Source organism: Moraxella bovis (genome assembly GCF_025985205.1).
Taxonomy (GTDB): domain Bacteria; phylum Pseudomonadota; class Gammaproteobacteria; order Pseudomonadales; family Moraxellaceae; genus Moraxella; species Moraxella bovis.
Map to the genome: position 1 here is coordinate 1,256,315 of NZ_CP087840.1, position 25,798 is coordinate 1,282,112.

Annotated in this window: 24 protein-coding genes and 1 pseudogene; 21 read left to right on the forward strand and 4 right to left on the reverse strand. The window is 44.0% G+C overall.

Annotated features, from left to right (window positions below):
- Positions 1 to 93 precede the first annotated feature (93 nt).
- The 5 genes from LP107_RS06200 (at position 94) to LP107_RS06220 (ending at position 4,491) form a co-directional block, all read left to right on the forward strand.
- The gene (locus LP107_RS06200; RefSeq protein WP_112742328.1) at positions 94 to 501 is read left to right on the forward strand and encodes a hypothetical protein; all 408 of its coding nucleotides are present in this window, start codon (positions 94 to 96) and stop codon (positions 499 to 501) included.
- A 141-nt stretch (positions 502 to 642) separates the two neighbouring features.
- Positions 643 to 1,818, forward strand: a complete 1,176-nt coding sequence (locus LP107_RS06205; protein ID WP_112742327.1) for a DEAD/DEAH box helicase — start codon at positions 643 to 645, stop codon at positions 1,816 to 1,818.
- Positions 1,819 to 1,911: 93 nt separating this feature from the next.
- Complete coding sequence (gene hemW / locus LP107_RS06210) at positions 1,912 to 3,120, forward strand: radical SAM family heme chaperone HemW (protein WP_264682830.1); 1,209 nt, start codon at positions 1,912 to 1,914, stop codon at positions 3,118 to 3,120.
- Positions 3,121 to 3,141: 21 nt separating this feature from the next.
- Positions 3,142 to 3,672 carry a tRNA (cytidine(34)-2'-O)-methyltransferase gene (locus tag LP107_RS06215; protein ID WP_112742325.1) on the forward strand — a complete coding sequence of 177 codons (531 nt, stop codon included), beginning with the start codon at positions 3,142 to 3,144 and terminating at the stop codon, positions 3,670 to 3,672.
- A gap of 288 nt (positions 3,673 to 3,960) precedes the next feature.
- Entirely contained in the window at positions 3,961 to 4,491 is a 531-nt protein-coding gene (locus LP107_RS06220) for a hypothetical protein (RefSeq protein WP_112742324.1), read from the forward strand.
- Positions 4,492 to 4,771: 280 nt separating this feature from the next.
- Here the strand turns inward: LP107_RS06220 and LP107_RS06225 are convergent, their stop codons facing one another.
- Entirely contained in the window at positions 4,772 to 5,473 is a 702-nt protein-coding gene (locus tag LP107_RS06225; protein WP_078275358.1) for an IS1 family transposase, read from the reverse strand.
- A gap of 342 nt (positions 5,474 to 5,815) precedes the next feature.
- On the opposite strand from LP107_RS06225, the gene aceE reads away from it, so the two are divergent.
- From aceE to LP107_RS06280, 11 genes and pseudogenes are all read left to right on the forward strand, one after another.
- On the forward strand, positions 5,816 to 8,647 hold the full coding sequence (aceE, locus tag LP107_RS06230) for a pyruvate dehydrogenase (acetyl-transferring), homodimeric type (protein WP_112742323.1): 2,832 nt from the start codon (positions 5,816 to 5,818) through the stop codon (positions 8,645 to 8,647).
- Positions 8,648 to 8,658: 11 nt separating this feature from the next.
- Positions 8,659 to 10,308: a dihydrolipoyllysine-residue acetyltransferase gene (locus tag LP107_RS06235; protein WP_264675867.1), complete on the forward strand. Its 1,650-nt coding sequence runs from the start codon at positions 8,659 to 8,661 to the stop codon at positions 10,306 to 10,308.
- 83 nt (positions 10,309 to 10,391) lie between these two features.
- Positions 10,392 to 11,021: a GDSL-type esterase/lipase family protein gene (locus tag LP107_RS06240; RefSeq protein WP_078275123.1), complete on the forward strand. Its 630-nt coding sequence runs from the start codon at positions 10,392 to 10,394 to the stop codon at positions 11,019 to 11,021.
- Positions 11,014 to 11,559, forward strand: a complete 546-nt coding sequence (locus LP107_RS06245) for a hypothetical protein (RefSeq protein WP_112742321.1) — start codon at positions 11,014 to 11,016, stop codon at positions 11,557 to 11,559. The genes LP107_RS06240 and LP107_RS06245 overlap by 8 nt, the downstream gene beginning before the upstream one ends.
- 9 nt (positions 11,560 to 11,568) lie before the next feature.
- Positions 11,569 to 12,042, forward strand: coding sequence for a hypothetical protein (locus LP107_RS06250; RefSeq protein ID WP_078275121.1), 474 nt, complete (start codon positions 11,569 to 11,571; stop codon positions 12,040 to 12,042).
- A 42-nt stretch (positions 12,043 to 12,084) separates the two neighbouring features.
- On the forward strand, positions 12,085 to 12,606 hold the full coding sequence (locus tag LP107_RS06255) for a hypothetical protein (protein ID WP_078275120.1): 522 nt from the start codon (positions 12,085 to 12,087) through the stop codon (positions 12,604 to 12,606).
- A gap of 14 nt (positions 12,607 to 12,620) precedes the next feature.
- Positions 12,621 to 13,421, forward strand: a pseudogene (yghU, locus tag LP107_RS06260) (glutathione-dependent disulfide-bond oxidoreductase).
- Between the two features lie 150 nt (positions 13,422 to 13,571).
- A complete protein-coding gene (locus LP107_RS06265) occupies positions 13,572 to 14,087 on the forward strand; it encodes a hypothetical protein (protein ID WP_112742320.1) in 516 nt (171 codons plus the stop codon).
- 11 nt (positions 14,088 to 14,098) lie between these two features.
- Positions 14,099 to 14,404 carry a hypothetical protein gene (locus LP107_RS06270; protein WP_029102195.1) on the forward strand — a complete coding sequence of 102 codons (306 nt, stop codon included), beginning with the start codon at positions 14,099 to 14,101 and terminating at the stop codon, positions 14,402 to 14,404.
- Positions 14,405 to 14,567: 163 nt separating this feature from the next.
- Positions 14,568 to 15,977 (forward strand): type I glutamate--ammonia ligase, encoded by a 1,410-nt coding sequence (glnA, locus tag LP107_RS06275; RefSeq protein WP_112742319.1) that lies wholly within the window; start codon positions 14,568 to 14,570, stop codon positions 15,975 to 15,977.
- 121 nt (positions 15,978 to 16,098) lie between these two features.
- Positions 16,099 to 16,635, forward strand: coding sequence for a hypothetical protein (locus LP107_RS06280; RefSeq protein WP_112742318.1), 537 nt, complete (start codon positions 16,099 to 16,101; stop codon positions 16,633 to 16,635).
- Positions 16,636 to 16,680: 45 nt separating this feature from the next.
- Here the strand turns inward: LP107_RS06280 and LP107_RS06285 are convergent, their stop codons facing one another.
- Positions 16,681 to 17,358 (reverse strand): alpha/beta hydrolase, encoded by a 678-nt coding sequence (locus tag LP107_RS06285; protein ID WP_112742317.1) that lies wholly within the window; start codon positions 17,356 to 17,358, stop codon positions 16,681 to 16,683.
- A gap of 124 nt (positions 17,359 to 17,482) precedes the next feature.
- On the opposite strand from LP107_RS06285, the gene ypfJ reads away from it, so the two are divergent.
- The 3 genes from ypfJ to LP107_RS06300 all read left to right on the forward strand — a co-directional run bounded on the left by ypfJ (position 17,483) and on the right by LP107_RS06300 (position 21,321).
- Positions 17,483 to 18,385 carry a KPN_02809 family neutral zinc metallopeptidase gene (gene ypfJ, locus LP107_RS06290; RefSeq protein WP_078275115.1) on the forward strand — a complete coding sequence of 301 codons (903 nt, stop codon included), beginning with the start codon at positions 17,483 to 17,485 and terminating at the stop codon, positions 18,383 to 18,385.
- Positions 18,386 to 18,575: 190 nt separating this feature from the next.
- Entirely contained in the window at positions 18,576 to 19,487 is a 912-nt protein-coding gene (locus tag LP107_RS06295) for a LysO family transporter (RefSeq protein WP_078275141.1), read from the forward strand.
- Between the two features lie 946 nt (positions 19,488 to 20,433).
- Positions 20,434 to 21,321, forward strand: coding sequence for a LysR family transcriptional regulator (locus tag LP107_RS06300; RefSeq protein ID WP_228157686.1), 888 nt, complete (start codon positions 20,434 to 20,436; stop codon positions 21,319 to 21,321).
- 15 nt (positions 21,322 to 21,336) lie between these two features.
- Here LP107_RS06300 and LP107_RS06305 read toward each other — a convergent pair whose 3' ends face one another.
- Complete coding sequence (locus LP107_RS06305) at positions 21,337 to 22,707, reverse strand: ABC1 kinase family protein (RefSeq protein WP_264675866.1); 1,371 nt, start codon at positions 22,705 to 22,707, stop codon at positions 21,337 to 21,339.
- 132 nt (positions 22,708 to 22,839) lie between these two features.
- A complete protein-coding gene (locus LP107_RS06310) occupies positions 22,840 to 23,997 on the reverse strand; it encodes a cupin domain-containing protein (protein WP_112742316.1) in 1,158 nt (385 codons plus the stop codon).
- Between the two features lie 255 nt (positions 23,998 to 24,252).
- On the opposite strand from LP107_RS06310, the gene prmB reads away from it, so the two are divergent.
- Together prmB and LP107_RS06320 are read left to right on the forward strand one after the other, a co-directional pair.
- Positions 24,253 to 25,386, forward strand: coding sequence for a 50S ribosomal protein L3 N(5)-glutamine methyltransferase (gene prmB / locus LP107_RS06315; RefSeq protein ID WP_112742315.1), 1,134 nt, complete (start codon positions 24,253 to 24,255; stop codon positions 25,384 to 25,386).
- Positions 25,386 to 25,793, forward strand: coding sequence for an SRA domain-containing endonuclease (locus tag LP107_RS06320; protein ID WP_112742314.1), 408 nt, complete (start codon positions 25,386 to 25,388; stop codon positions 25,791 to 25,793). Before prmB ends, LP107_RS06320 begins: the two co-directional genes overlap by 1 nt.
- The last annotated feature ends 5 nt before the right edge of the window (positions 25,794 to 25,798 follow it).

Here is a 25,798-nt window from a genome sequence, read left to right on the forward strand (position 1 = left end):
TTAGCTTTTAAAATTAGGCTTTTAAATTGGGTTTTGCCTGTTATGATAAGTTATGATAAAATATAAAATTGATTCTTTTATAAAGGCGTGATTATGCAAAAGCCAAACAAACTTATCCATACACTTGGTATCCTAGCGTTGCTTGGTGTTGGCGGTACGGCTCATTCGGCAGTGACCTTATCAGCGGATGAATCAGCCAGAATCGAAGAGGTAGCAGGGATTTGCATGCTTGCCAGTAAAGGCGTTTATGACATCGCCATCGACCATCAAAATGGCGTCAGCAAAGACAAAGCCAAGAAAAACCTTGATAAAGCCCTAAAAAGAGTGGAAAAAGGTTTTTCCAAAAAAGACATGGTGTCATTCATCGACGAGACATGGCAAAACGGCTTGAACATCATTTATAAAATGCCTGTTTATGATGACAAAGCTGACAAAGAGCGGTTTGTTCAGCAAGCCGTGGAAGGCTCACTTAATGCCTGTTTCAATGATTTGGATGGATGATTTAAAAATATCAAAAGATAAAAACATAAATGTTGCCAATCACTTTTGATTTTTATCATTTTTAAAAATATCATTGATAAAAACTTGACAAACATTTGGTAAAAACACCAAACAATATTCGCTCATTTAGCTTAAAAGGACATGCCCTTGACCGAGCAATTTAGCACGTTTCGTGACTTACCCCTAGCAGAACCCATCCAAAAGGCAGTATCGGCTTTGGGTTTTGAGACTCTCACGCCCGTTCAAGCCCAAATCTTGCCCCATACCCTAGCAGGACAAGACGCCATTGGGCAGGCACAGACAGGCACGGGCAAGACCGCCACGTTTTTAATTACCATCATCCAAAGTCTGCTTTCTCGCCCGTTTGGTGATGATGAGACACGTTATTTGGGTGAGCCACGATCGTTAATCCTAGCACCGACCCGAGAGCTGGCACAGCAGATTTATAGCGACTGCCGAGAGCTCGTCAAATACAGTGGGTTGTATGCTTTGTGCATGACTGGTGGGGCGGATTATGACAAGCAAGCAAATGAGATAAACCGTCGCCCGATGGATATTTTGATTGGCACACCGGGGCGGATTATTGACTGGGTGCAAAAGGGCGTGCTGTTTCTTGACCGTGTGGAAGTGTTGGTGTTAGATGAAGCCGACCGCATGCTGGACATGGGGTTTATTCCTGATGTCAAGCGACTCATCAACAAAATGCCTGCCAATACGCACCGCCAAAGTTTACTGTTCTCAGCAACGTTTAACACCGACGTCATGAATTTGGCGTATCGCTGGCTGTATCAGCCGACTGTTGTGGAAATCGCCCCCGAGAGTCGTACCAATAAGAACATTGAACAGCGTTTTTATCTATTGACCGACCGCCAAAAACTGACGGCATTAAAGCAGTTGCTTGGCAGTGATGATGTCAAAAAAGCCATTGTCTTTGCCAATCGCAAAGACCAAGTTAAACGCCTGTATGACAACCTACGCAAGCATGTGGACGTGACCATGCTCTCAGGAGATGTTGCCCAAGCCAAGCGAGAGCGTTACCTAAAACGCTTTAAAGATGGCGAAGTAAACGTACTGGTGGCGACCGACGTGGCAGGGCGTGGCATACATGTGGATGACGTGACCCATGTCATTAACTACACATTGCCTGATTTGCCTGATGATTATGTTCATCGTATCGGACGCACAGGGCGAGCAGGACAATCGGGCGTGTCTGTTAGCTTGGTGGGCGAAGATGACGCCTTTAACCTGCCTGCCTTAGAGAAGCATTTGGGGATGAAGTTTGGTTTGTTGCAATTTGATGATTTGGTGCAAGACTAGGCGTGAGCTGATATGATGGCTAAATACAATACCAAATAGTATGGCAACTTAACACAAAAATCATAACAACCAATCATAAAAACAACAAAAGGCATGGCATGTGTCACGCCACAAAAACCCATGAACGAACATAGCCTAATCCTTGACCCTGCCAATATCCCATTGTCTTTGTACATTCACATTCCGTGGTGTGTCAAAAAATGCCCGTATTGTGATTTTAACTCGCACGCCTTGCCCGAGTCTGCTCCCTTTGCCGACTATGTCAAGGCACTTTTGGCTGACGCTCGCTCGCAGGTTGCCTTAACAGGGGGGCGTGCGATACAGAGTATCTTTATCGGTGGGGGAACACCGTCGCTGTTGCCGATAGAGCAGTATCGGGTGCTTCTTTTGGGGTTGCGTGAGATGCTTCCTTTTGCCGATGATATTGAGATTACCTTAGAAGCTAACCCCAGCACGCTAGAACACGCCCCTTTTGCCGACTATTTGGCACTGGGTATCAACCGCTTATCGGTGGGTGTGCAGTCCTTTGATGATGAGGTGTTGACGACATTGGGGCGAATACATCGCCATGATGAAGCGGTCAATGCCGTCAAAAACGCCAAACAAGCAGGCTTTACCCGTATCAATGCCGACCTAATGCATGGCTTGCCCAATCAGACCGCCACACTTGCCGTGCGTGACATTGACATGGCATTATCGGCAGGGGCAACGCACATCTCATGGTATCAGCTAACCATTGAGCCGAACACCGCCTTTTATCGCAGTCCGCCCGACCTGCCCTGTGATGATGAGCTAGAACGCATAGAGAATGCAGGGCGAGAGCGACTTTTGCAAGCAGGTTTTGCCAATTATGAAGTGTCGGCATGGGTCGGGCGTGATGATGAGCCGTGTCGTCATAATGTCAATTATTGGCAGTTTGGCGACTATCTTGCCATTGGGGCAGGTGGGCATGGCAAAGTAACACTGCATGGACATGATGATTATCCAGATGGCATTTATCGTTATGCCAAATCTCGCCTGCCCAAAGACTATCTAAATTATGATAACGCCCCAAAGATGGTAGGCTTTGAACGGGTAGCGGATGAAAGCCTGCCCTTTGAATTTATGATGAATGCCCTGCGTTTGGCAGATGGCACGACGACTCGCACCTTTGAAGAGCGGACGGGGCTACTTATTAGCACGATTGATAATGAGCTTTTACCCCTGCAACATCAAGGGCTGATGGTGTTTCACCCTGACATCATCGCCCCGACCAAGATGGGCTTTAAATACGTCAATCATTTGGTTCGGGCTTTTTTATAAAAATAACAACGAAATACAGCCATGAAACAAATTCATATCGTTCTCTACACCCCCAAAATCCCCAACAATACCGGCAATGCCATTCGTCTGTGTGCCAATACAGGGGCAAAATTGCACCTTATCAAGCCCTTGGCCTTTGAGCTTGATGATAAAAAGCTAAGACGGGCGGGTCTTGACTATCATGAATATGCCAACATGCAAGTACATGATGACTGGCAGACGTGCCGTGCTTATTTGGCAAGCGTGGGTGTGGATACGGTCGTGGCGATGACGACCAAGTTTAGCCGTCCGTTTTATAACTATGATTTTAAAGTTGGTAACAGCTCGGTGGCACTGGTGTTCGGCTCAGAGACAGACGGTTTGCCGTCTTTTGTGCGTGATGACATTGAGGCGGATAACTGGCTAAGATTGCCCATGCTCCCTGATTCTCGCAGTCTTAACCTGTCTAACAGCGTGGCGATTTGTCTGTATGAAGTGTGGCGACAGCTTGGTTTTGTCGGTGATGTTGGTGAGAGCGTGGGCTATCATCGTCTGTCTAGCCGTCCTGAGTGATGGTTTGGTTTGTTATTTGAATAATTTTTAAAATTTACAAATATCGGTAACAGTCGCATTTGCCAAAAATAATAAGATTTTAACATAAACAAATTGTAATGTATTCCGATGGGGATTGTCTAAAAATATTGTTGATTGCAATTTTGTTTTTTAAAATTTACCCCTTAATAAACTTATCATTTTTTTAAATGATGTCAGTACTTGATGATTTGCTTTTAAAATTAATAAAATCATCTAAAATCAAAAACTAACACGAATCAATTTAACTTAACCTTTATTAATCACACCATGTCTATCAAATCTTATTCTTGTATCCTATCCATTTTCTTTGCCCTTGGCTTAACCGCCTGCAACCAAACCGCCCCAACCGATAACGCCCCGACTGCCAAAGCAGATGGGCAGGCAGGGGCATTTGTCGGCTGTTATAGCGTTGAGAAAAATAGCCCTGCTCAGATAAAAGTGAGTGAGCAGGCAGGCGGTTTTTTCATGCAAATGAAAGAGCCTGACGGGGCAAAAACGCTGTGGGATAACCCCGAACCTTTGGATGAGATAAGCGTGGATGAGGCGTGGGATTATTTTGGCGTGAATGCCTTATCGCTTGATAAATCTGATGTCGAGCGTGTACTGGCACGCCCTGATGAGATGATGGTATTGGCAAAGATCAAGGACGCCAGTCAAAACATCAATCCACTGCTTGATAGTCCTTATGTGGTCTATATTTTTAAAGGGGCGAACACCATTTATCAAGTGCCGTGCGATGATACGCCTGTGGACATTGTCAAAGATGGCGAGAAAACAGTACAAGCGTTTTATCAGTGACTTGTTCTGTTGGTCATCCTTTGGTGGTAGGCGATACGTGTTTGGCTAGTGGGCTTGGGGTGAGATGTCTGTTATGATTTCACCCAAAATTTATTTTCACTAGGGCGTGTTGAATGTTGGTATTTGCAATGAAAAATGAGAAAAATCGCACGTTTTTCAAGGAAAAAACTTGAGATTGATAGTCATTCTATCAAGCAAGTTTTTGACTTCGAGCCACAAGATTTAGCCATTTTTCATGCAAAAATGGACTAAAGCATTAGGCTCTGGTCTAAAAAGTATGCTAAACCCAACCATAGTTAATATAATGAAACACCAACTCAAATGCTTTGAAATGGTTTTCTAGCTTTTTAGAAAAACAGCAAGTTCTCCTAAATGCTCGCCTGACGAAGGTTCTCAGTCTGGTGTTATTGCCTTCAATACCCACAGTAAAGCGTTTACCAACTTGTTTTAAAGAGTGCTTAAAGGCAGTTAAAAAGCTATCCCAATCATCACAAGCAATTTTGTTGAAAGTAATGCCTAGTTGGGTAAGTTGTATTTTGAGTTTTTTGGCAGTAGCAAGGTTTCGTTTGCCCCACACAAAAGCAACAATCTCACCTGTGCCTTTGTCATAAGCATAGATGAGCCAAACTTTGTTTTTCTTGTTACCAACATAAGTCCAAAACTCATCCACTTCTAAGGTGTCGTAATGTTGTTGTTTGGGTTTGATTTTGTGGTTGCTGTTTGTGAGTACACTTAGCACCTTTGCTTTGCTCACTTGTTCAATTACCACAATATCTGCAATGCTACACCCACGAGCAAGCATTAAGCGTATTTTGTTGTCTATGTGCGAATAACAGCCCTTGTAGCTTAGTTCTGACTGTTGGACAAACTGTCTGTGGCAATTTTTACAAAAATAATTTTGTTTGCCATAGCTTTTTACGCCATTTTTCTTTATACTATGACATAGGCAACTTGGGCAAGTAATGGTAATTGTCGTCTTCATAACCGTAAATTACCACTGTTTGGTTAAGTTGTCTTTTTAGTTTTTGTTACAGCATACTTTTTGAACCACTGCCAAGCATTAAAATTTTCATCTTATTTCATAAAAATGTTATCAATGTTCAGCACGCCTTATTTATTTAAAAAATAGTTCAATGATAAACATTTACCAAAAAACATAACAAATTTTAGGCAAAGTCTTTTATAATATATGACTAAAATTAGCTTTTATAAAAAGTAACTTTTCACAGCTTTTCACAAAAGTGACATAGTTTTCTGTCAAGCTATCTGTGCTTGACATTCATCGCTAAGTTCATCTTAGCATTCACAACAGTAGGAAAATTTTATGACGACCTATTACAACGATTCCGACCATGTAGAAACCCAAGAGTGGCTTGATGCATTTGAGTCGGTCATCAAAAACGCCGACAAAGAGCGGGCTCAATTCTTATTAAAAGCCCTATATAACAAAGCAGTACAAGAAGGCTTGCCTTTTAACCGCCTAGACACTGCTTATGTCAATACCATTGCCGTCGAAGACGAGCCTGCTTATCCAGGGGATTTGCACTTAGAGCGTAAAATCCGCTCAATCATGCGTTATAACGCCCTAGCGATGGTCATGCGTGCCAACCTAAATGACGATGATTTGGGTGGGCATTTGGCGACATTTGCGTCATCGGCAACCCTGTATGAGACTGGCTTTAACCACTTTTGGCGAGCTCCAAGCGAGAACCACGGTGGCGACATGATTTATTATCAAGGTCATGGTGCCCCTGGTATGTACGCTCGCTCCTTTATGGAAGGTCGTCTGTCAGAAGAACAACTCAAAAACTTCCGCCGTGAAGTGGACGGCAAAGGTCTATCAAGCTATCCGCACCCTTATCTCATGCCTGACTACTGGCAGTTCCCGACTGTATCGATGGGTCTTGGGCCTTTGATGAGTATTTATCAAGCCCGTACTCAAAAGTACCTAACCAACCGTAGCTTGATTAAAGACGAAGACCGCAAAGTTTGGGCGTTCTTAGGCGATGGCGAAACAGACGAGCCAGAGAGCTTGGGTGCGATTAGCATGGCAGGTCGTGAAAAGCTTGATAACCTAATTTGGGTCATCAACTGTAATCTGCAACGTCTTGATGGTCCTGTGCGTGGCAATGGCAAAATCATTCAAGAGTTAGAATCGGTATTCCGTGGGGCAGGCTGGCGTGTGATTAAAGTCATTTGGGGTGACCATTGGGACAGCCTACTTGCCAAAGACACATCAGGTGCGTTAAAGCAACGCATGGAAGAAGTGGTGGACGGCGAATATCAGCTTTATACCGCTCGTGACGGTGCGTTTGTACGCAAAGAATTCTTTGGTAAATACCCAGAGCTTGCCGACATGGCGTCTGCCTTGTCTGATGATGAAATCATGCGTCTAAACCGTGGCGGACACGACCCCAAAAAGGTGTATGCTGCTTATGCCGAAGCCATGAAAACCAAAGGTCAGCCAACCGTTATCCTTGTCAAAACTGTCAAGGGCTATGGTCTATCCAAGCAAATCCAAGCGGTAAACAAAGCTCACCAATTAAAAAAACTAGACGAGAGTGGTCTAAAATACTTCCGTGACAGATTTGACCTACCAATCAGCGATGATGAATTGCAAAACTTGCCATTTTACCGCCCAAGCGAAGACAGTCCTGAATACAAATACCTCATGGGTCGCCGTGAATCTTTGGGCGGACACTTGCCTGCTCGCCGTAGCGGTCATATCCCACTAGAAATCCCCGAATTGTCTGTGTTTGACGGTGTGTTACAAGGCAGTAAAGGAAAAGAGCAGTCCACCACGATGGTATTTGTGCGTTTGCTTTCGGCACTATTAAAAGACAAAGGGCTAAACAAATACGTTGTGCCTATCGTTCCTGATGAAGCTCGTACCTTTGGATTGGAGGGCATGTTCCGTCAACTTGGCATTTATTCATCAGTCGGTCAAAACTATGTTGCCGAAGATGCCGAAGCACTCATGGGCTACAAAGAAGCCAAAGACGGGCATATGCTAGAAGAGGGCATTAACGAAGCAGGGGCGATGAGTTCGTGGATTAGCCTTGCCACAAGCTACTCAACCAATGCTCTGCCGATGATTCCGATGTACATCTACTACTCGATGTTTGGCTTCCAGCGTATTGGCGACCTTGCATGGGCGGCAGGCGATATGCAAGCCCAAGGCTTCTTGTTTGGGGCAACCGCAGGACGTACCACGCTAAACGGCGAGGGCCTACAACACCAAGATGGTCACAGCCACATTCTATTTGGCACCGTACCAAACTGTGTCAGCTATGACCCATGCTTTGGCTATGAGCTTGCTGTTATCATGCATGACGGTCTAAAACGTATGTATGGCAATGGTGAACGTGTGTACTACTATATCACACTCATGAATGAAAACTACGACCAACCTGCCATTGGTGACAACAGACAAGCCATTGAAGAAGGTATCAAACGTGGTATGTACCTACTAGAAGACAACGGCTCAACCCAAGTGCAGCTACTTGGCTCAGGCGTGATTCTAAGAGAAGTGCAAAAAGCAGCTCGTATCTTGGCAGAAGAGTTTAACATCAAAGCCAACGTATGGAGTGTAACGAGCTTTAATGAGCTGACTCGTGACGGCATGGCGTGCGACGATTACAACCGCTTGCACCCAACGGACGAACCAAAACTACCTTGGGTCACCACACAGCTTGCCCCACACAAAGGTATCGTGGTTGCTGCTACCGACTATATGCGTAACTATCCTGAGCAGATTCGTGGCTGGCTACCTGACACACGCCCTTATACCACGCTAGGCACAGACGGTTTTGGACGTTCGGACACTCGTGCCAACTTGCGTAGCTTCTTTAATGTGGATGCAGCTCATATCGTGGTCGCCACCTTGAAAAAGTTGGCGGACGAGGGCGAGATTGACGTGCGTTTGGTTAAAGATGCCATTTCTGGCTTTGGTATTGATGCTGACCAACTTCCTGCATGGCAGCCGCAACCACACCATGACTACTACCCAGATGCCCCAGCTCCTGCGCGCCCAACACCAAAAGCTGTGCCTGAGCTAAAAGATGAGCCAGACAGTGCCATCAGCACCGAAGGGCGTAGCGAAGATAAGGCAGATGCCAAACTGCTTAACGACAGCAATATTACCGAACCCAAATAAGGAGACAAATCATGCAAATTAAAGCCCCCGATTTGGGTGTAGACAGTGCCGAAGTGGCAGAAATTTTGGTAAAAGTTGGCGATGTTATTTCCGAAAATGACAGCCTAATTTTGGCAGAATCTGACAAAGCGTCCGTAGAAGTGCCGTCCCCTGTGGGCGGTACCGTAACCGCCATTTTGGTAAAAGTTGGCGACAGTATCTCTGAGGGTACAGCCCTTTTTGAGGTAGAAGCAGGTCAATCTAACTCTACTTCAAAAGCAGAAACTCAAGAAGTCCCACAAGAACCAAAAGAAGAGCCGCAAGCTCCAAAAGCTGAAGAGTCAAAATCCGAACCAGCCCCAAGTGCGGTTTCGGGCGGTGCAAGCCAAACGCACAGCCTACCTGATTTGGGCGTGGATAGTGCTGAAGTTGCCGAAGTGCTTGTTAAGGTTGGCGATAGCGTTACCGAGGGTCAATCCTTGCTACTTGTTGAGTCTGACAAAGCATCTGTGGAAGTGCCAGCCCCACTTGACGGCGTGGTAGAGGCGATTTTGGTACATGCTGGCGATACCGTAACCAACGGTCAAGCCTTTATTGCCATTAAAGGTGGTTCTGCCCCTGCCCAAGCGTCCGCTCTAAGCGAAACCAAAGCAGAAGTCAAAACTGATACGCCTAAGGTAGAAGCACCAAAGGTAGAAGCTCCTGCGTCCGTCCCTGCAAGCGGTGCCAAACTGCCAGAAGCAGAAGTGAGCGCTCGTGCCAAAGACGCTCACGCAGGACCTGCCGTGCGTAAGTTGGCTCGTGAATTGGGCGTGGATATTAGCCTTGTGAAGGGAACAGCTCCACACGGTCGTATCCTAAAAGAAGACTTGTTTGGCTATGTCAAGTCGGTCATCAGCAGTGCCACCACCAAGCCCACTGCCAGCGTGGCAAGCGGTTCGGCGATTAGTCTGCCACCACTGCCTGACATGAGCAATAAAGAAATCTGGGGTGAGATTGAGACGGTTGAACTAACGCGCCTACAAAAAGTCTCTATTCCGCAGCTCAACCTAAACACGCTTTTGCCACAAGTTACGCAGTTTGACTTGGCGGACATTACCGACACCGAAGCCATGCGTAACGAGCTAAAAGCCGAGTTTAAGGCACAAGGCGTGAGCCTTACCATTTTAGCGTTTATCGTTAAGGCGGTTGCTTACGCTTTGACTCAGCACCCCAAATTCAACAGCCACGTGTCGGATGACAACACCCAAATGATTATCCGTAAATCGGTGAACATGGGTATTGCGGTGGCGACCGATGACGGTTTGATTGTGCCTGTGATTCGTGATGCCCAAGCCAAAGGCATTCGCCAGCTTGCCATTGAGATTGGCGAGCTTGCCAAAAAAGCCCGTGATAAGAAGCTGTCCGCCAAAGACTTGCAAGGTGCGTCATTCACCATTTCAAGCCAAGGCAACATGGGCGGTACTTATTTCACACCGCTGGTTAATCACCCACAAGTGGCAATTTTGGGGATTTCTGAATCTACCTATCAGCCACGTTGGAATGGCAAAGAGTTTGAACCACGTCTTATGCTACCGCTATCGTTGTCATACGACCATCGTACGATTAACGGAGCAGATGCGGCGGTGTTTACTCGCTATATCGCCAAATTGCTTGCTGACCCACGCAAAATTTTACTGTAATTTTAGTAAAATAAAACCCACAAAAAGGCGGAAATTTTTCCGTCTTTTTTGTTATAATTTTAAAAATTTAACCAGAAAAAACCATGCCAAACCGCCGTAGCCTATTAAAATCACTCATCGTCCTGCCCATTGCCTTCGCCATTGGGTGTAGCGACACGCCCAAATATACCGCCATGTCAAGCGGGGCAAAGGTTGTGGCATTGGGCGATAGTCTAACCTTTGGCTATGGGGCGGACAAATCCCAAAGCTATCCTGTTGTCCTTGCTCAAAAAACAGGCTGGAACATCATCAATATGGGCGTTAATGGCGATACGACCAAAGACGTACTTAACCGCATGGACAGCGTGATTGGCGAAAATCCCAAATTGGTGCTACTGGGGATTGGCGGCAATGACGTGCTAAGACGAGTAAATGCCAGCGAAACCCGTGCTAATTTGGTAAGCATTATCAAGGCATTGCAAGACAAAAATATCCCTGTGGTGCTGATTGCCGAGCCACATTTATCCGCCAGTGCCCTGTTTGGCAAGGCAAGCGATAACCCTGTGTATAAAGACGTAGCGAGCGAGATGAACGTACCATTACTTGAAAAAGCATGGTCAAATATCCTATCGGACGACAAACTAAAATCCGACCAAATCCACGCCAATGGGGTAGGGTACGCCAAATTTGCCGATGAGTTATATCAGTTTTTAAAGGAAATTGGCTATGTCTAAACGCATGATGAGTGCCAGTCTAAGTCTGTGCATGATACTGCCGATAATTGGTCTTGCCAATCCGTCATATAGTCCCCATGCTGATAGCGATAAAGCCCTGATTGGCAAATGGCAATGCCATATCAAACACGCCAATCCGCTCATTAAACAAGAAAGTCAGTTGCAGTTTTTTAAAAACCACACCATGCACGAGCATATTCGCATTTATTATGGACAGCCTAATGATTATGCCTATCAAATCGAATCCGCCACTGCCAAATCGTCATGGACATTGGCACAAGAGACCCTGCATTATGGCAATCATCAATTTCATAATTATGCCGTCAGAATGCCAAATGCCAATAAAGATGATTTGGAGCAGGCAAATATCGCCCTACAAAAATCCTTGCCAATGGTGCAGGACATGATAAATAATGACATTAACAAAAGAACGTTTGATATTCATTTTATCAATAAAAAATCTTTTATCATGAATGATGTGGACAGTCAGATATTTACCACGTGTCATAAACAAGGTTTATTTGGTTTTATTTTATAAGGAATAATCATGCAAAAATCTCTTTTATGGGCGATGATATTACCCATGACAGCCTTAGCAAATAGCAATATATCTGCCCCTGATGTGGTAGGTGATTGGCGTTGCGTGGCAGATAGTGAATACTATTTGTTAAAAACACTCATGCGTTATCATGCCGATGGTACGGCAACGGAGTTTATGGAAATCAAAGAAAAAGTAAATAATTTGCCTGAATTGGAATTTGGTATCATGAATTATCAATGGCAACTCAAAGATAATAAGCTATTGATGAGTAATCCAGACATCAATTATTATCAATATTATTTTATTTTACCTGATGGTGGCTTTTATAAATTTGACGATAAAGTAAATGCAGAAGGTAGGGCATTAATGATGGAGAGTTTTGAAGAAAATAATTGGCATTATCTTGAATTTGATGGCAAAGATAAACACCGTTATTATTTTGAAGATGGTTTTGAAGGGCATTGCCAACGCTTAAAATAAGTTTGGTTTTAATGATTGATTGTATATTAATTGGAGATAATAATGCTTAAAAATTTTCTTGCGTGTGTTTTGTTTTTACCAACATTAGTAATGGCAAATCTTGAACAGAGTTTGGTGGGTAAATGGGAATGTAAGGGCGTAGAAGATGAATATTTTCACTATACCAGCGATATTGAATATCGTGATAATGGTATATTGTCCGAAAAATCAATAATTTATAAGTGGGGTAAAGATGATGATTTTTATCAGATTGACACCATAAAAGCATTGTCAAAATGGCAAGTAATGGGCGATAAAATAAGATATTATGATAATATTGTCCAATCTTATGCGGTGGATATGCCAAATTACAACAGTACAGACGATTTTCCCAAGCACAGCAAGGATTCAATTTTGATTGCAAAATCCATCATAGAGCGGGCAAATTTTGAAAAAGAGATGGCAGATGAAATGATGGTTCGCATTCGTTTTATCGACAAAGACACTTATATTAGTGCTTTTGAAGGTATTGATGAGGATTTTCCAGTTGATATTGAAAATAACCATTGCAAACGTAAAATTTAATTTGGAGTAAAGTTATGAGCTACACACCCCCAAAAGTTTGGACGCCTAATGACATGGGCGGAAAATTTGGTGGCATCAACCGACCTAGTGCAGGGGCAAGGCACGAACAAACCTTGCCAAAAGGCGATAAGCCTTATCAGTTATACAGCCTAAACACGCCCAACGGCATTAAGGTTAATATCATCTTAGAATAGTTAAAGGCGTTGGGGCTACTCGACTATGATGCCTTTAAAATCAACATCATGAATGGCGAGCAGTTTGGCACAGGCTTTGTGGAGATTAACCCCAATTCAAAAATCCCTGCACTCGTGGATTATAGCACCGACACGCCCATATCGGTGTTTGAAAGTGGGGCGATACTGCTTTATCTTGCCCAAAAGTATGACAAATTTTTACCAAAAAATCCGACCGACCACGCCCAAATGCTGTCGTGGCTCATGTGGCAAATGGGTTCAGCTCCCTTTGTTGGTGGTGGTTTTGGGCATTTTTATGCGTACGCTCCCACGCCGATTGAGTACGCCATTAACCGCTATGCGATGGAAACCAAACGCCAGCTTGATGTGCTAGACAAACATCTGGCGGAGCATGACTATATGGCGGGCGAGTACAGCATTGCTGACATGGCGATTTATCCGTGGTATGGGGCGTTGGTGCTAGGCAATTTGTACATTGGCGAGAATGACTATGCCAAATATAACGCGTCTGAATTTTTGAGTGTACACGAATACCAAAACGTCATACGCTGGGCGAATACCATAAAAAATCGCAAGGCGGTAGAGCAGGGCGAGAAGTTGGAATTATTGCCAATGGCATGATAAATCCAATATCAATTTAAAAGATTGATTAATTATTGGTTAATTGTTTTTGATATAGGGTGAATTAATTTGCCCTATATCAAATTAAAAATTATCGCTTAATTTATATTAGTCATTTTAATATTAAAAACATAGGAATAAATATCAGCCATGCCAAAATTATTCATCGCCAGTATCATAAGTCTCATGGCGACCATGACTTATGCCAATACCGATTTTAATAAAGATGATTTGGTTGGGGTTTGGCAATGTGATTTATTGATAGAGCAAGTGGACGGCAATGTTACCAAAAGTCAAAATATGCACCATTTCTTTGCCGATGGGCGTTCGGTAGGTTATGGCGAAACTCGGCAGATTTATCAAGGGGTAGATATTCAATCCGTCTTTATGAGTACGCAAGATAATTGGGATTTTGATGGTAAGCATTTGACGGTAAATGTGGGGAATATTAATCATGTGATGATTTATAATGCCATATCAAAACAACGAGAATATGAGAAGGAGTCAGAAATGCAGGCTTTATTTATAGAAATGTTTAGAGAAAATAGCCCAATAATACAAGCGGTAACGGTAATTGATAGAGATAGTTTTAGTTATGAGCTGGGGGCGATTAATTATGGCGAGATAAAACAAAAAACGGCTCACTGCAAACGTTTGGGCGGATAAGGTAAATAAAGATGGGTTTTCTTGGTTATTTAATATTAGGTAGTGCGGTATATGTCATCGGATTTATGATAAATTTAAAAATCCTAAATCCCAAACGCAAAGCAGGCACAAACTACACACTCACACACCCGACCATGATACAGCTATTATTGGCGTGTTTTGTGGTCATGCTTGCGGTATCGGCACTGCTTGGGAGGTTTGTGATGGGGCATGAGAGCTTGGATTTGGCATTTATTTTGGCAAATAGCATGGTGGCGACGTTTGTGTTTTATTTTGGGTTAAATCCCGACCAGTCGCAGATGAATTTACCAGATTAATGTTGGTTTTGGAGTATATTCGTTTTCTTAGGCTAAAAGTGGTGCTGATAATTTTTCATGAATAAACGCACATTTATCATAAAATACCATTTGCATAAAAGCCAAAGCGGTGGTAAATTATAGCAGTTTAACCGATTAACTAAGTTACAAATTTGGAGCGAGCATGACGAATAAGTTACTTGACTTGATTGAATCATCAGGGGCGAAATGGGTGGATTTTCGTTTTACCGACACACACGGCAAAGAAATGCACCTAACCTTTCCTGCATACAGCGTGGACGAAGACACCCTAGAAGACGGTAAGATGTTTGACGCGTCAAGCGTGGCAGGGTGGAAAGGCGTGGAAAGCTCGGACATGATATTGTTGCCGGACGTTGATACTGCCTATCTTGCCCCATTTTTTGAAGTACCAACGGTGGTGGTGGTGTGCGACATCATCGAACCTGACACCATGCAAGGCTATGCCAAAGACCCACGTTCTATCGCCAAGCGTGCCGAAGTGTACCTAAAATCGACAGGTCTGGGCGATAAAGCCTTGATAGGCCCTGAACCTGAATTTTTTGTCTTTGATGAAGTCAAATGGGACATTGATATGTCAGGAGCCAGACACACCGTCATTTCTGAAGCGGCGGCGTGGAGTACCAACAAAGACTATGCGTGGGGCAATAGCGGTCAGCGTCCTGCCGTCAAAGGGGCGTATGCCGTCGTACCGCCCATTGACCATTATCATGACATGCGTGCGGTGATGTGCGACCGCATTGATGAAGTCATGGGCGAAGGTCGTATTGAAGTACATCATCACGAAGTGGCGAGCAGTCAGCTAGAAATCGGTATTTCTTTTAATACGCTCGTTAAAAAAGCGGACGAAGTACAGCAGTTTAAATACATCGTACAAAATGTCGCCAGTCAATTTGGCAAAACCGCCACTTTCATGCCCAAACCCTTAGTTGGAGACAATGGCTCGGGCATGCATGTGAATATGTCCATCTCAAAAGATGGTGTAAACATGTTTTCTGGCGATGAGTACGCAGGACTGTCTAAGACTGCTTTGTACTTTATTGGTGGGATCATCAAGCACGCTCGTGCCTTAAACGCCATTACCAATCCTAGCACCAATAGCTACAAACGCCTTGTACCGCACTTTGAGGCACCGATTAAGCTGGCGTACTCGGCGTCCAACCGCTCGGCATCGATTCGCATCCCTCATGTCAATAGCCCCAAGGCGGTGCGTGTGGAAGTGCGTTTCCCTGACCCTTCTGCCAACCCTTATTTGGCGTTTTCGGCACTACTTATGGCAGGGCTTGACGGCATTGAAAATAAAATTGACCCTGGTGAAGCGTCCGATAAGAACCTGTATGATTTGCCCCCAGAAGAAGAAATGCTTATCCCAACGGTGGCAGAAAATCTAGAAGTGGCACTAAATGCCCTGCGTGATGACCATGACTTTTTGTTAAAAGGTGGGGTCTTTACCAAAGAGATGATTAACGACTATATTGCTCTAAAAATGAAAGAAGTACAGCGTATTAATGAAGCGGTACACCCCTTAGAATTTGATATGTATTATCGTTGCTAATCGTTAGGGTACGCCCTAAAAAGACAGACGGCATGAATTTGGTTTTATGCCGTTTTGTTTTGCGTGCATTTTTGGTGATTTTTGGGTACAATAAGATTATTTTGTAACATTGGAACTTTAGATGACTCATTTTTCAAAATCAACCTTTTTCAAATCAGCGATGTGCGTGGCATTATCTATCCTGCCGACATTGAGCTTTGCTTATCACATCCAAATCACCGAGCCTGCCGAAGACCGTGCCTATCATCGCCCTGTCCAGAGCATTGATGTGCAGGCTACTGTGTCGCCAACATTGGAGATGGGCTATACCACAGCGGTGCTATTAAATGGCAAAGTGGTGGGTGATGGGCTAACCGCCAGCGTGCCAACCATTGATTTGGTAGCAGGCGAGTACACGCTAGAAGCCATCGTGATGGATAAAAATGCCCAAACGGTGGCGAGCGATACTCGCACGGTCTACGTCATTCAAAACAACCAAATCCAACGCAAAAAGAAAGCCGCCATTGCCGAGCGAGAAGCGTATGATAATTCGTCAATTTGGCATAAGATTGCGGTGGGTCTAAACCCCAAAGTTCAAGCCCCACCAAAGGTCTATGAATCCACGCCGACATGGGAGCTTAGGGATTTGCCAAATAAACCAAATAAACCAAATAAATAAGCCCTGTTTATAAATAAAAGCCCTGTATAAACAGGGTTTTGTTATTTAGCTTTTATCAAACACCTTATTCATCCATTTGCCAATGTCTTTAATCTGCTCCATGCATACTTGATGAGCCATGCCGTAGCGTTTAAATTCAGGCGACAGACCCAAAGTGGTGAGTTTTTCATTTGCCTTGACCCCAAGCACCGACGGCACGACATCATCGTAATCGCCATGGTCGATTTTAACAGGTAGGGATGCATTAGTGCCAAGCTCGCCAATCTCCTGCTCGGTGGCAAGATAAGTGGATAAGGCAAGTAGTCCTGCCAATGGTCGGCTGTTGGTCAGGGCGTTGTGATAAGCAACGGCACCACCTTGGGAAAACCCTGCGATGATGATGTTCTGGCTGGGTATGCCGAGACGCACTTGTTCATCAATCAAGTCATTAATACGTTCGCTAGATGCCTTGATTTGGGCGGTGTCCACCTTTCTGTCTAGGCTCATCTCCAAGATGTCATACCATGCAGGCATGACATAACCGCCATTAACGGTCACAGGGATGGATGGGGCGTGCGGAAAAATGAATCGCACACTAAGCTCATCGGAGAGTCCAAGCTCAGGTACGACAGGCACGAAATCATGACCGTTCGCCCCTAAGCCATGAAGCCATATCACGGCGTGTTCGATGGGTTTGTCTTTGGGGTTATGAATGACTGTTTCAAAAGGAAGTGGTGAGACCATGTCAGCTCCTAAGCAAGGCTCAATGTTCAATACACGCTAATTATACATAATTTTTAAAAATTCTTACAGATTTTTTGCAATTTTGCCTTATAATAGGCTAATTTTTTACGATAATAGGTGAGCTATGCAGTGGCGTGGTCGCAGACAGAGTAATAATATCGAAGACCGCCGTGGCGGTGGTGGTATGAAGGCAGGTGGGCTAAGTATTGGCAGTATCATCCTTGCCCTTGTCCTGTGGAAAGTATTTGGAGTTAGTCCCGAGACCACGCTAGGGGTCACTCAGCAGATAGGACAGGCGAACCACCAACAATCCGCCCCTGCCAATGAGACTGCCGACCAAGCCGAAAGCCGTGAGTTCGTGGCGACTGTGCTTGCCGATACCGAAGACGTGTGGACACCCATTTTTACAAAACTCGGTGGTACTTATCAGCCACCAAAATTGGTTATGTTTACAGGTTCGGTCAAGTCAGCGTGTGGGGCGGCGACATCTGCCAGCGGTCCTTTTTATTGCCCTGCCGACCAAAAAGTGTATCTGGACACGCAGTTTTTTGTGGACATGAGACGGCACATGGGTATTGGCAGTGAGCGTCATGGCAGCACCGAGCTGTCTCGCCAAGACCAAGTGGGCGACTTTGCCCAAGCCTATGTCATCGCTCATGAAGTGGGACATCACGTTCAGACCCTGCTTGGAATATCCCAAGAAGTGCGAAAAGCCCAAATGCAAGGCAATGAGCGACAGGCAAATGAGCTGTCCGTCCGCCAAGAGTTGCAAGCTGACTGCTTTGCAGGCATGTGGGCAAAGAAAAACCACGAACGCACTGGCTTTTTACAACAGGGTGACATCGAAGAAGCCTTAGACGCTGCCGAAAAGATTGGTGATGACTATCTACAACACAAATCGCACGGACACGTGGTGCCTGACAGTTTTACTCATGGCACGAGTGCTCAGCGTCAGCGTTGGTTCTATCGGGGGTTTGAGACGGGCGACATCCAAGCCTGCGATACCTTTGGCACCAATCAGCTCTAAGTGCTTGACTTGTAAAATACACAAGGACGGTTTTGGCTGTCCTTTTTGATTAAATGGTTTGGACTTCGGTTGGACGTAAATCATTCATTTTGAATAAATTTTAATCAAAATCTTGTCTATTTGTCAAAAAATGCTATAATCTTACGCTCACTCTCTGATGTTTCAAAAATCATTCACCAGCCGTCACGCCATGCAAGGTATCATCACACTTCTGCTTATCCTAACCCCGATGTTTGTTGGTTTTGCCCTGCCAAACAGCAAAAAAAGCACGCATTTGGCGGAGCGTGGGCTTAATTATCTGGTGTTCATCATCTTGATGGTGATTGGCATGGAGCTAGGACTGGTTGATGATTTACAGCATAAACTTGCCAATATCGCCCTGTATCTGTCGGTACTTATGGTGCTAACCATCGGCTCAGGGTTGATGGCTTTGGTGGTTTTTGACCGTATATCGCCTTGTCAGTATCGCTCACAGCAAAGCCCGACTGCCAAGCCTAATGTCAGCATTCACGGCAGTCTGACCCAAATCCTGTGTCTGGCGATGGGCTTTATTATTGCTAAGTTTTTACCTGCCACGTGGCACCCGCCAGAGAAGACCACGACGGTGCTACTCATGCTACTGTTGTTTTTGGTGGGTATTTCACTCAAAGGTTCAGGTGTCAGTCTCAAACAAGCACTGCTAAATAAGCGGGGCTTGCAAATCAGCTCGATCTTTGTGGGGGTAACACTGCTCTCAGGTGTCCTTTTTGCCCTGCTTTTTGATGACGTGTCAGTCGCTCAGGGCTTGGCGTTGTCATCGAGTTTTGGTTGGTACTCGCTCTCAGGCACGATAATGACGGACGCTTATGGGGCGGTGTGGGGCAGTGTGGCACTGCTAAACGACCTAGGGCGAGAAGTGCTGGCACTCATCTTTATCCCATGGGTCATGCGACATTCATCATCGGCAGCGATAGGGCTTGGGGGTGTGACCAGCCTTGACTTTACTCTGCCAACACTCACGCAGGCGGGTGGGGCTTCTATCATTCCGCTAGTCATCAGCTTTGGTTTTATTACCAATCTTATCTCACCTGTTTTAATGGTGTTTTTTGCCAGTTTTTCTTAGATGTTTTTAAGGTTTATTAAAAAATTATTAGGGCGTATTGAACTTTTGTATTTGCAATGAAAAATGAGAAAAATCGCATATTTTTCAAGGAAAAAGTGAGGTTTGGTAGTCATTCTATCAAACGAGCTTTTATTATGAAAAACAAGATTTAGCCATTTTTCGTGCAAAAACATTGTTTTATTTCTAAAACATTTCTATATTTTAAATTGTGTTATAAAGGTTCAATACGCCCTGATATAAAATTAATAGAATAATTATCTAATTATAATATAAAATAATAATTATTTTTATTTGTTTTTATATGATAATTTTTATAAAAATGACAAAAATTAATTTCGCTATTATATGTCATTTTCAAAAATTAATCTAGAAATATTTTTTATCAAAAAAAATACTATTTTAAAATAACTTTTATTCGAAAAATAAAATAATTCTCTTATTTTCAATGACTTGAATTTATATTCTACAAATATTATTGTTATTTTTATAAATTATTTTTAAAATTTTTATGATTATTTATTGTTTTTTTTGTTGGTTTTTTATAAATATGATTAATAAAAATTTTTTTAAAAAATAATATTATTTTACTTCAATCTCAACTTAAAATTACAACTTATTGATTTTTTGATGATTATTTTCGGGTTGTGGGGGGCGAATTGCAATTTGCCCTTGATAAATCAATTACTTATACAAAGTTGAGAATGGGGTATTATTTTAGATAAATATTTGACTTATAAAAATTATTTGTTATAATACTTGCCAGCTTGCCAGCTTGCCAGCTAATTATTTGCCTATTAAAAAGTAATTAGTCGAATATTAACAGGTGTTTGCAAAGGCTGCTAAAGGGTCTGATTGAACATTTAGTTTCGCTCTTGTTTTACAGGTTTGTCAGACAAATAATTAATACAGGTAATAATCTGCATGAATCGGTAGATAGGGGGCTAAGATGTTGTTGGATAATTTGCGAGCGATGGCGGTTTTTGTGGCAGTCGTTAGGCATGGTTCATTTAGTGGTGCCGCTAAAGAACTAAATATTACCACAAGTGCAGTTAGCCAACAGATTCGCTCATTGGAAAACGAGCTTGGGGCGGTGTTATTGCAACGCTCGACACGCAGAGTTAGTCTTACCGAAGTGGGCGAGTTATTTTACCAGTCAGCCTTAAAAATGGTAATGGCAGCCGAGATGGGTTGGCATCAGGCAAGCCGTTTGCGTGATAACGTCATGGGCAACCTAACCATTGCGACCACACCACAGGTGGCTTGCCAATATCTTATGCCTGCTTTGGCGGATTGGTTGGTGCAAAATGAATCTTTGTCGCTACACTTTATGGTGCGCGGGGAAGAGCTTGACATGACTCATGACCGTGTGGACATCTGCGTGGGTTTCGTCGATGCCAAAGAAGTAAGTGAACATGATAAAAATGATGTGTTACTGACTTATGTGCCACAGTTATTATTGGCATCGGGCGACTATCTGGATAGGCATGCACCCATCCACAGCATTGATGATTTGGCTGAGCAGGATTTTATTTTGTTAGACGGCAATCGCACGATAACCTTCGCTACAGGTGAGACGGTCGCCATAAAAAGTCGCCTTAGTACTAACAGCTCTAAAATCGCCCTAAAACTTGCCATGTCGCACCAAGGCATCATCAAGGTTAATGTTTTGGACGCTAAGCCATTCATCCAAAGTGACGAGCTTAAAAACGTGCTGGCAGGGCATGAACTACCGCCCTTGGCATTGGTGGCAAGACTGCCCGATAAAGAATTTCAGCCCATCAAAGTGCAACGCTGTTTGGATATTTTGGTAAAGTATTTTGCTAATCTTGAATAAAAAATAAAACGCTCATCATTGAGCGTTTTTTGCGATGTGGCGTTTTACCAATCTATCAGCATCCGTACGGCTGTCCAATGCCGAGAGCAGAGCGTATGCCCCGATAAATTTGCGACTGATGAACATCAGCTCTTTGGGTGGTAGGCTAAATTCTAGCGACTGCATGCCTGATTTGGCGGTGGTCATGACACGCTGATATAGGTCGCTTTTTGCCCAGATGTATTTGTCATCATCGAGATATTCGCTGTCTGCGGTATCGCTGTCGGCAAATGGCTCGCACGCCATCATTAGCACGTCCGCCACATTATCTTGGGGTTTGCCCGTTAATTTATCAAAAAAATCATAGCCAGTCATCGCATTTTTCATCATCGTTTTGTCTTGATAATGACCTGCGATGAGTAGATTTTTGGCAATGGTTAATAATTTGTCATCAAATTGTTTAATCGCCCCAAAATCGAGGAGTATCAATTTGTCTTGTTCGGTAACATCATCAAGTCTGACCAAATAATTGCCAAAATTGGGGTCGGTTTGCATCTCGCCCCATTCAAAAATCTCTCGTATGACAATGTCAATGGCAGATTGCCCTAAGTGATTACGGCGTGTTTGATTTAATGATTGTAGGGCAGGGTCATTTAAATGAATGCCTGCTTCATAGCTCATGCAAATCAGGCGGGGCGTGGAATAATTATCATAAATGGTCGGTACGATATACCGCTCATCGCCTTTGAGATAATCGGCAAATCGCTTGGTGGTGTTTGCTTCCATGACATAATCCACTTCCCGATGTAATAACTGCCTAATCTCGCCAAACCAGTCATCTAGGGCTTTGGTTTGGGGGACGGCGTTGGTAACCTTTAATAAATGTTTAAATAACGACAAATCCGAATCAATGGCTTGGGCGACATTGGGGTATTGGACTTTTAGGACAACTTCTCGTCCTGAATATTTGTGCGTGGCTTTGTGGACTTGGGCAAGGCTTGCCGTGCCAATGGGTGTCCGCTCAATCTCAAAATCATCAATCCGCTCACCCAGCTCCGCCTGTACCGTCTGATAGATGATGTGCCACGCCAGTGGGGCGGTCTGAGCGTCTAGGGTGTGCAGGGCATTGACAACTTCACGAGGGAGCATATGCTCGCCATATAACGCCAGCATTTGCCCGACTTTGACAACTGACCCCTTTAATTTGCCAAGCTCTGCCACCAAATAATCCGCCTGCTCTTGCATGAGCGTGTGTTTTTGGAGTTCCCGCTGTTCTTTGGATAAAAAAAGCCCCGTAACGCCACTTTTCGCCCAGTTTTTGCCGATGTTTAGGGAAGTTTTGGCAATGCTTAACTGGCGAGAAAGGGTGGACGTTTTTACGGTATCTAGGGGCTTTTTGTCGGTCATTGAGCTATCAAATCATTTAAAATTGGCGATTATAGCAGAAAACGGGGGTTTTGGCTATGCTCTTTTGGGGGTAGGTGTGGTTGGGTGTTGGCGGTAGAAAATGCCAAGTTTGTTGCTTGGCATTTAAATGAATTAAATCAAAATCAGCCAATTATCATTGAGCCAATTTGCACAACTTGCCAATAAGTCGTTATCCAAATCACAAGATAAGTCATCAAACGTAATCACGTCACGATTGGTAAAGCGGTTAATGAGTGCCAGCTCTTCATCATTAAAACACACGCATTCGCCATTGATGTACCAATCGTCATTTTGTCGGACAAATCGGCAGGCAGGATTTATCATCAAGCATTCGCCATTTTGTAAGCGTTCAGCCAGTTCATCAGGGGCAAGTTCGTCATCAAAGGCAATCAAATCATATTGGCGTTTGCTAACCAATTCACTCAACGCTTGGGTTAAAATGGCGTTGCCTTTGTCAGAATTTAGTAAATTGATAAGCTCATTTTTTATGGTAGAAATACTCTCGTCTGTCAGCTCATAAGCGTTGTTTTGTAAGGCTTGGGGCAGGATAAGCGGAGAGAATAGGGCGTGTTCGCCTGTGGCAACATCTGCCACTTCGTCTAGGATTTGCACCATGTTGGGACGGCGAAACCCAAAGCTAAACGTCAAACAGTCGTCTTGGGCGACCCCATAATGGCTAAGGCGTGGCGGTACATACAGCACGTCCCCTGCTTCTAGGATTTCATCAAAAATAATCTGCCCCATGTCGTCAAGCAGGCGAATGGGCTGACCTTCAATAAATGGCGTGTCGCTACTGCACATTTTGCCAAGCGTCCAACGGCGAGAGCCATACCCTTGTGCCAAAAACACGTCATATTCATCATAATGCTCGCCTACCGAACCACCCGCCCCAGCGACCGATACCATGATGTCGTCTTGTTGCCATTTTGGGATAAAATCAAAGGCTTGCCACAGCTCGCCAAGCTCGGGCGACCACTGTTCTAGGTTTTGCACCAGCACTGTCCATAGGCGTGGGGTGTTTTGCAAATCTTGCTCGGTCAAAGGCGAATTTTTGAGCGTCCACTCCTTTGGGTTGTCGTCTTTTTGGGCGATAAGCCGTGCTGATACGCCGTCTTCTATCGCCAAATCAAGCACGTCTGTCGGCTCAAACATACCCACAAGGGCAGGCAAGCCGTTTTTGATAAGTAGAGGCTTTTTTTGCCAATATTCTGCCAAAAAAATCTCGGGCGTGATGTCGGCAGGCAGGCAAAAGGGGGGCTTGTCGGTCATGGATGTCTCTTTTTGATAAATCTGTTATCTTTAAAATGTGATGTTGTTAATCATTGGTATGTTTGAAATTATCCAAAATCATTAGGGCGAATGTGATTCGCTCCTAACAAATTAACACAAGGTTTAAATTTTCTATTTTATCAATGTTTCCCCCAAAAAACCATTTTTTACCACAAATTTAATGACTGATTTAAAAAGCGGTTTAAAAATGGGCGATTTTTCTTTATAATGGCAATTTTATGCGATTAAGAGAATATCATGTCAGACACCCATTTAGATGACCAGTTTAGCGATGATGCCGAGCAAGAATTTGACAGCTCAGACAACTTAGAACACTTAGACGAGCTAGACAATGGCAAATTAAGCCCTGCCCAAATTGACGAGTTGCATATTCAGCTTGATGAAGCAGGACGAAATTTGCGTACCATTCGGGATTTTATCCGTTTTTGTGTGAGCAAACTGCGTGAATATGACGTGGTGGTGGCACAGGGGACGACCGATGAATTTGCCGAAAGCTCTGCCATTGTCCTGCATACGTTAAACCTAGATTGGGGGGCGAATCCTGAGATTTTGGATTGTCGTTTGACCGACAGTGAAAAACAGGCGGTACTTGATTTGCTCGCTGAGCGGATTATTCAGCGTAAGCCTTTGTCGTATCTCATTAACTTAGCGTATTTTTGTAATTTGCCGTTTTATGTGGACGAGCGTGTGCTTATTCCACGCTCGCCCATTGCCGAGCTTATTAATCAAAACTTCTATCCATATTTTGATGTGGATAATGCCAAAAAAACCAAATTTTTTGCCCACGGCTTGCAAGAGTTGCAACTGGCTCCGCCTGAGCGTATTTTAGACCTTTGCACAGGATCAGGTTGTATCGCCATTGCCTTGGCGGTAGCATTCCCCGATTCCAACGTCGACGGGGCGGACATTGATAAAGATGCCCTAGAAGTGGCATGGACGAACGTCGAGCATCATGAATTATCTCATCAAGTGAATCTGGTTGAAAGTGATTTATTTGCCAAAATCCCTGCCGAGAATCAGTACGAACTGATTGTAACCAATCCACCTTATGTGGATGCTGCGGTCATGGCAGAGTTGCCACCGGAGTTCTTGCATGAGCCAGAACATGCCTTAGCGGCAGGGCAGGATGGGTTGGATTTGGTACATCAAATCTTGTACCACGCCCCTGACTATCTGACCAAAGACGGGCTGTTGGTGTGCGAAGTAGGCGATAGCGAATGGGCGTTACGCCAATCTTATCCTGAGATTCAGTTTGACTGGCTCACTTTCCAAAAAGGCGGAAGCGGGATTTTTGCCATTACCTGCGAGGAGCTTTTGGAGTATCGTGATGAATTTAAAAGACAGGTGGATAGGGTGAAGGGGAGATAATGGATTTAACCAATCTAAAAATCGGTACGGTATTTACTAACGCTCAATTGATGGAAAAATTCGGCGTATCAAATTCTAGTGGTATGCGCCGCAGTCGAAAAAACAATGTGTTGATTTTGGTTCATAAAAAAGACAGTGTTTATCAAGACAGATGGCAAGATGATAAGCTGCTTTATACAGGCATGGGGCTAAAGGGCGACCAAGATGTGAATTTTAGTCAAAATAAAACATTGGCAAAATCAAAAACCAATGGTGTTGCAGTGCTTTTGTTTAACAACCCAATGCCAAATGTTTATGAGTATGAAGGTGAGGTTGTTTTGGCAGGTAAACCTTTTTGTGAAAAACAGCGTGATGAAAGCAATAAAGAAAGGCAGGTGGTAATTTTTCCACTTTGCTTTAAATCATAAGGGGG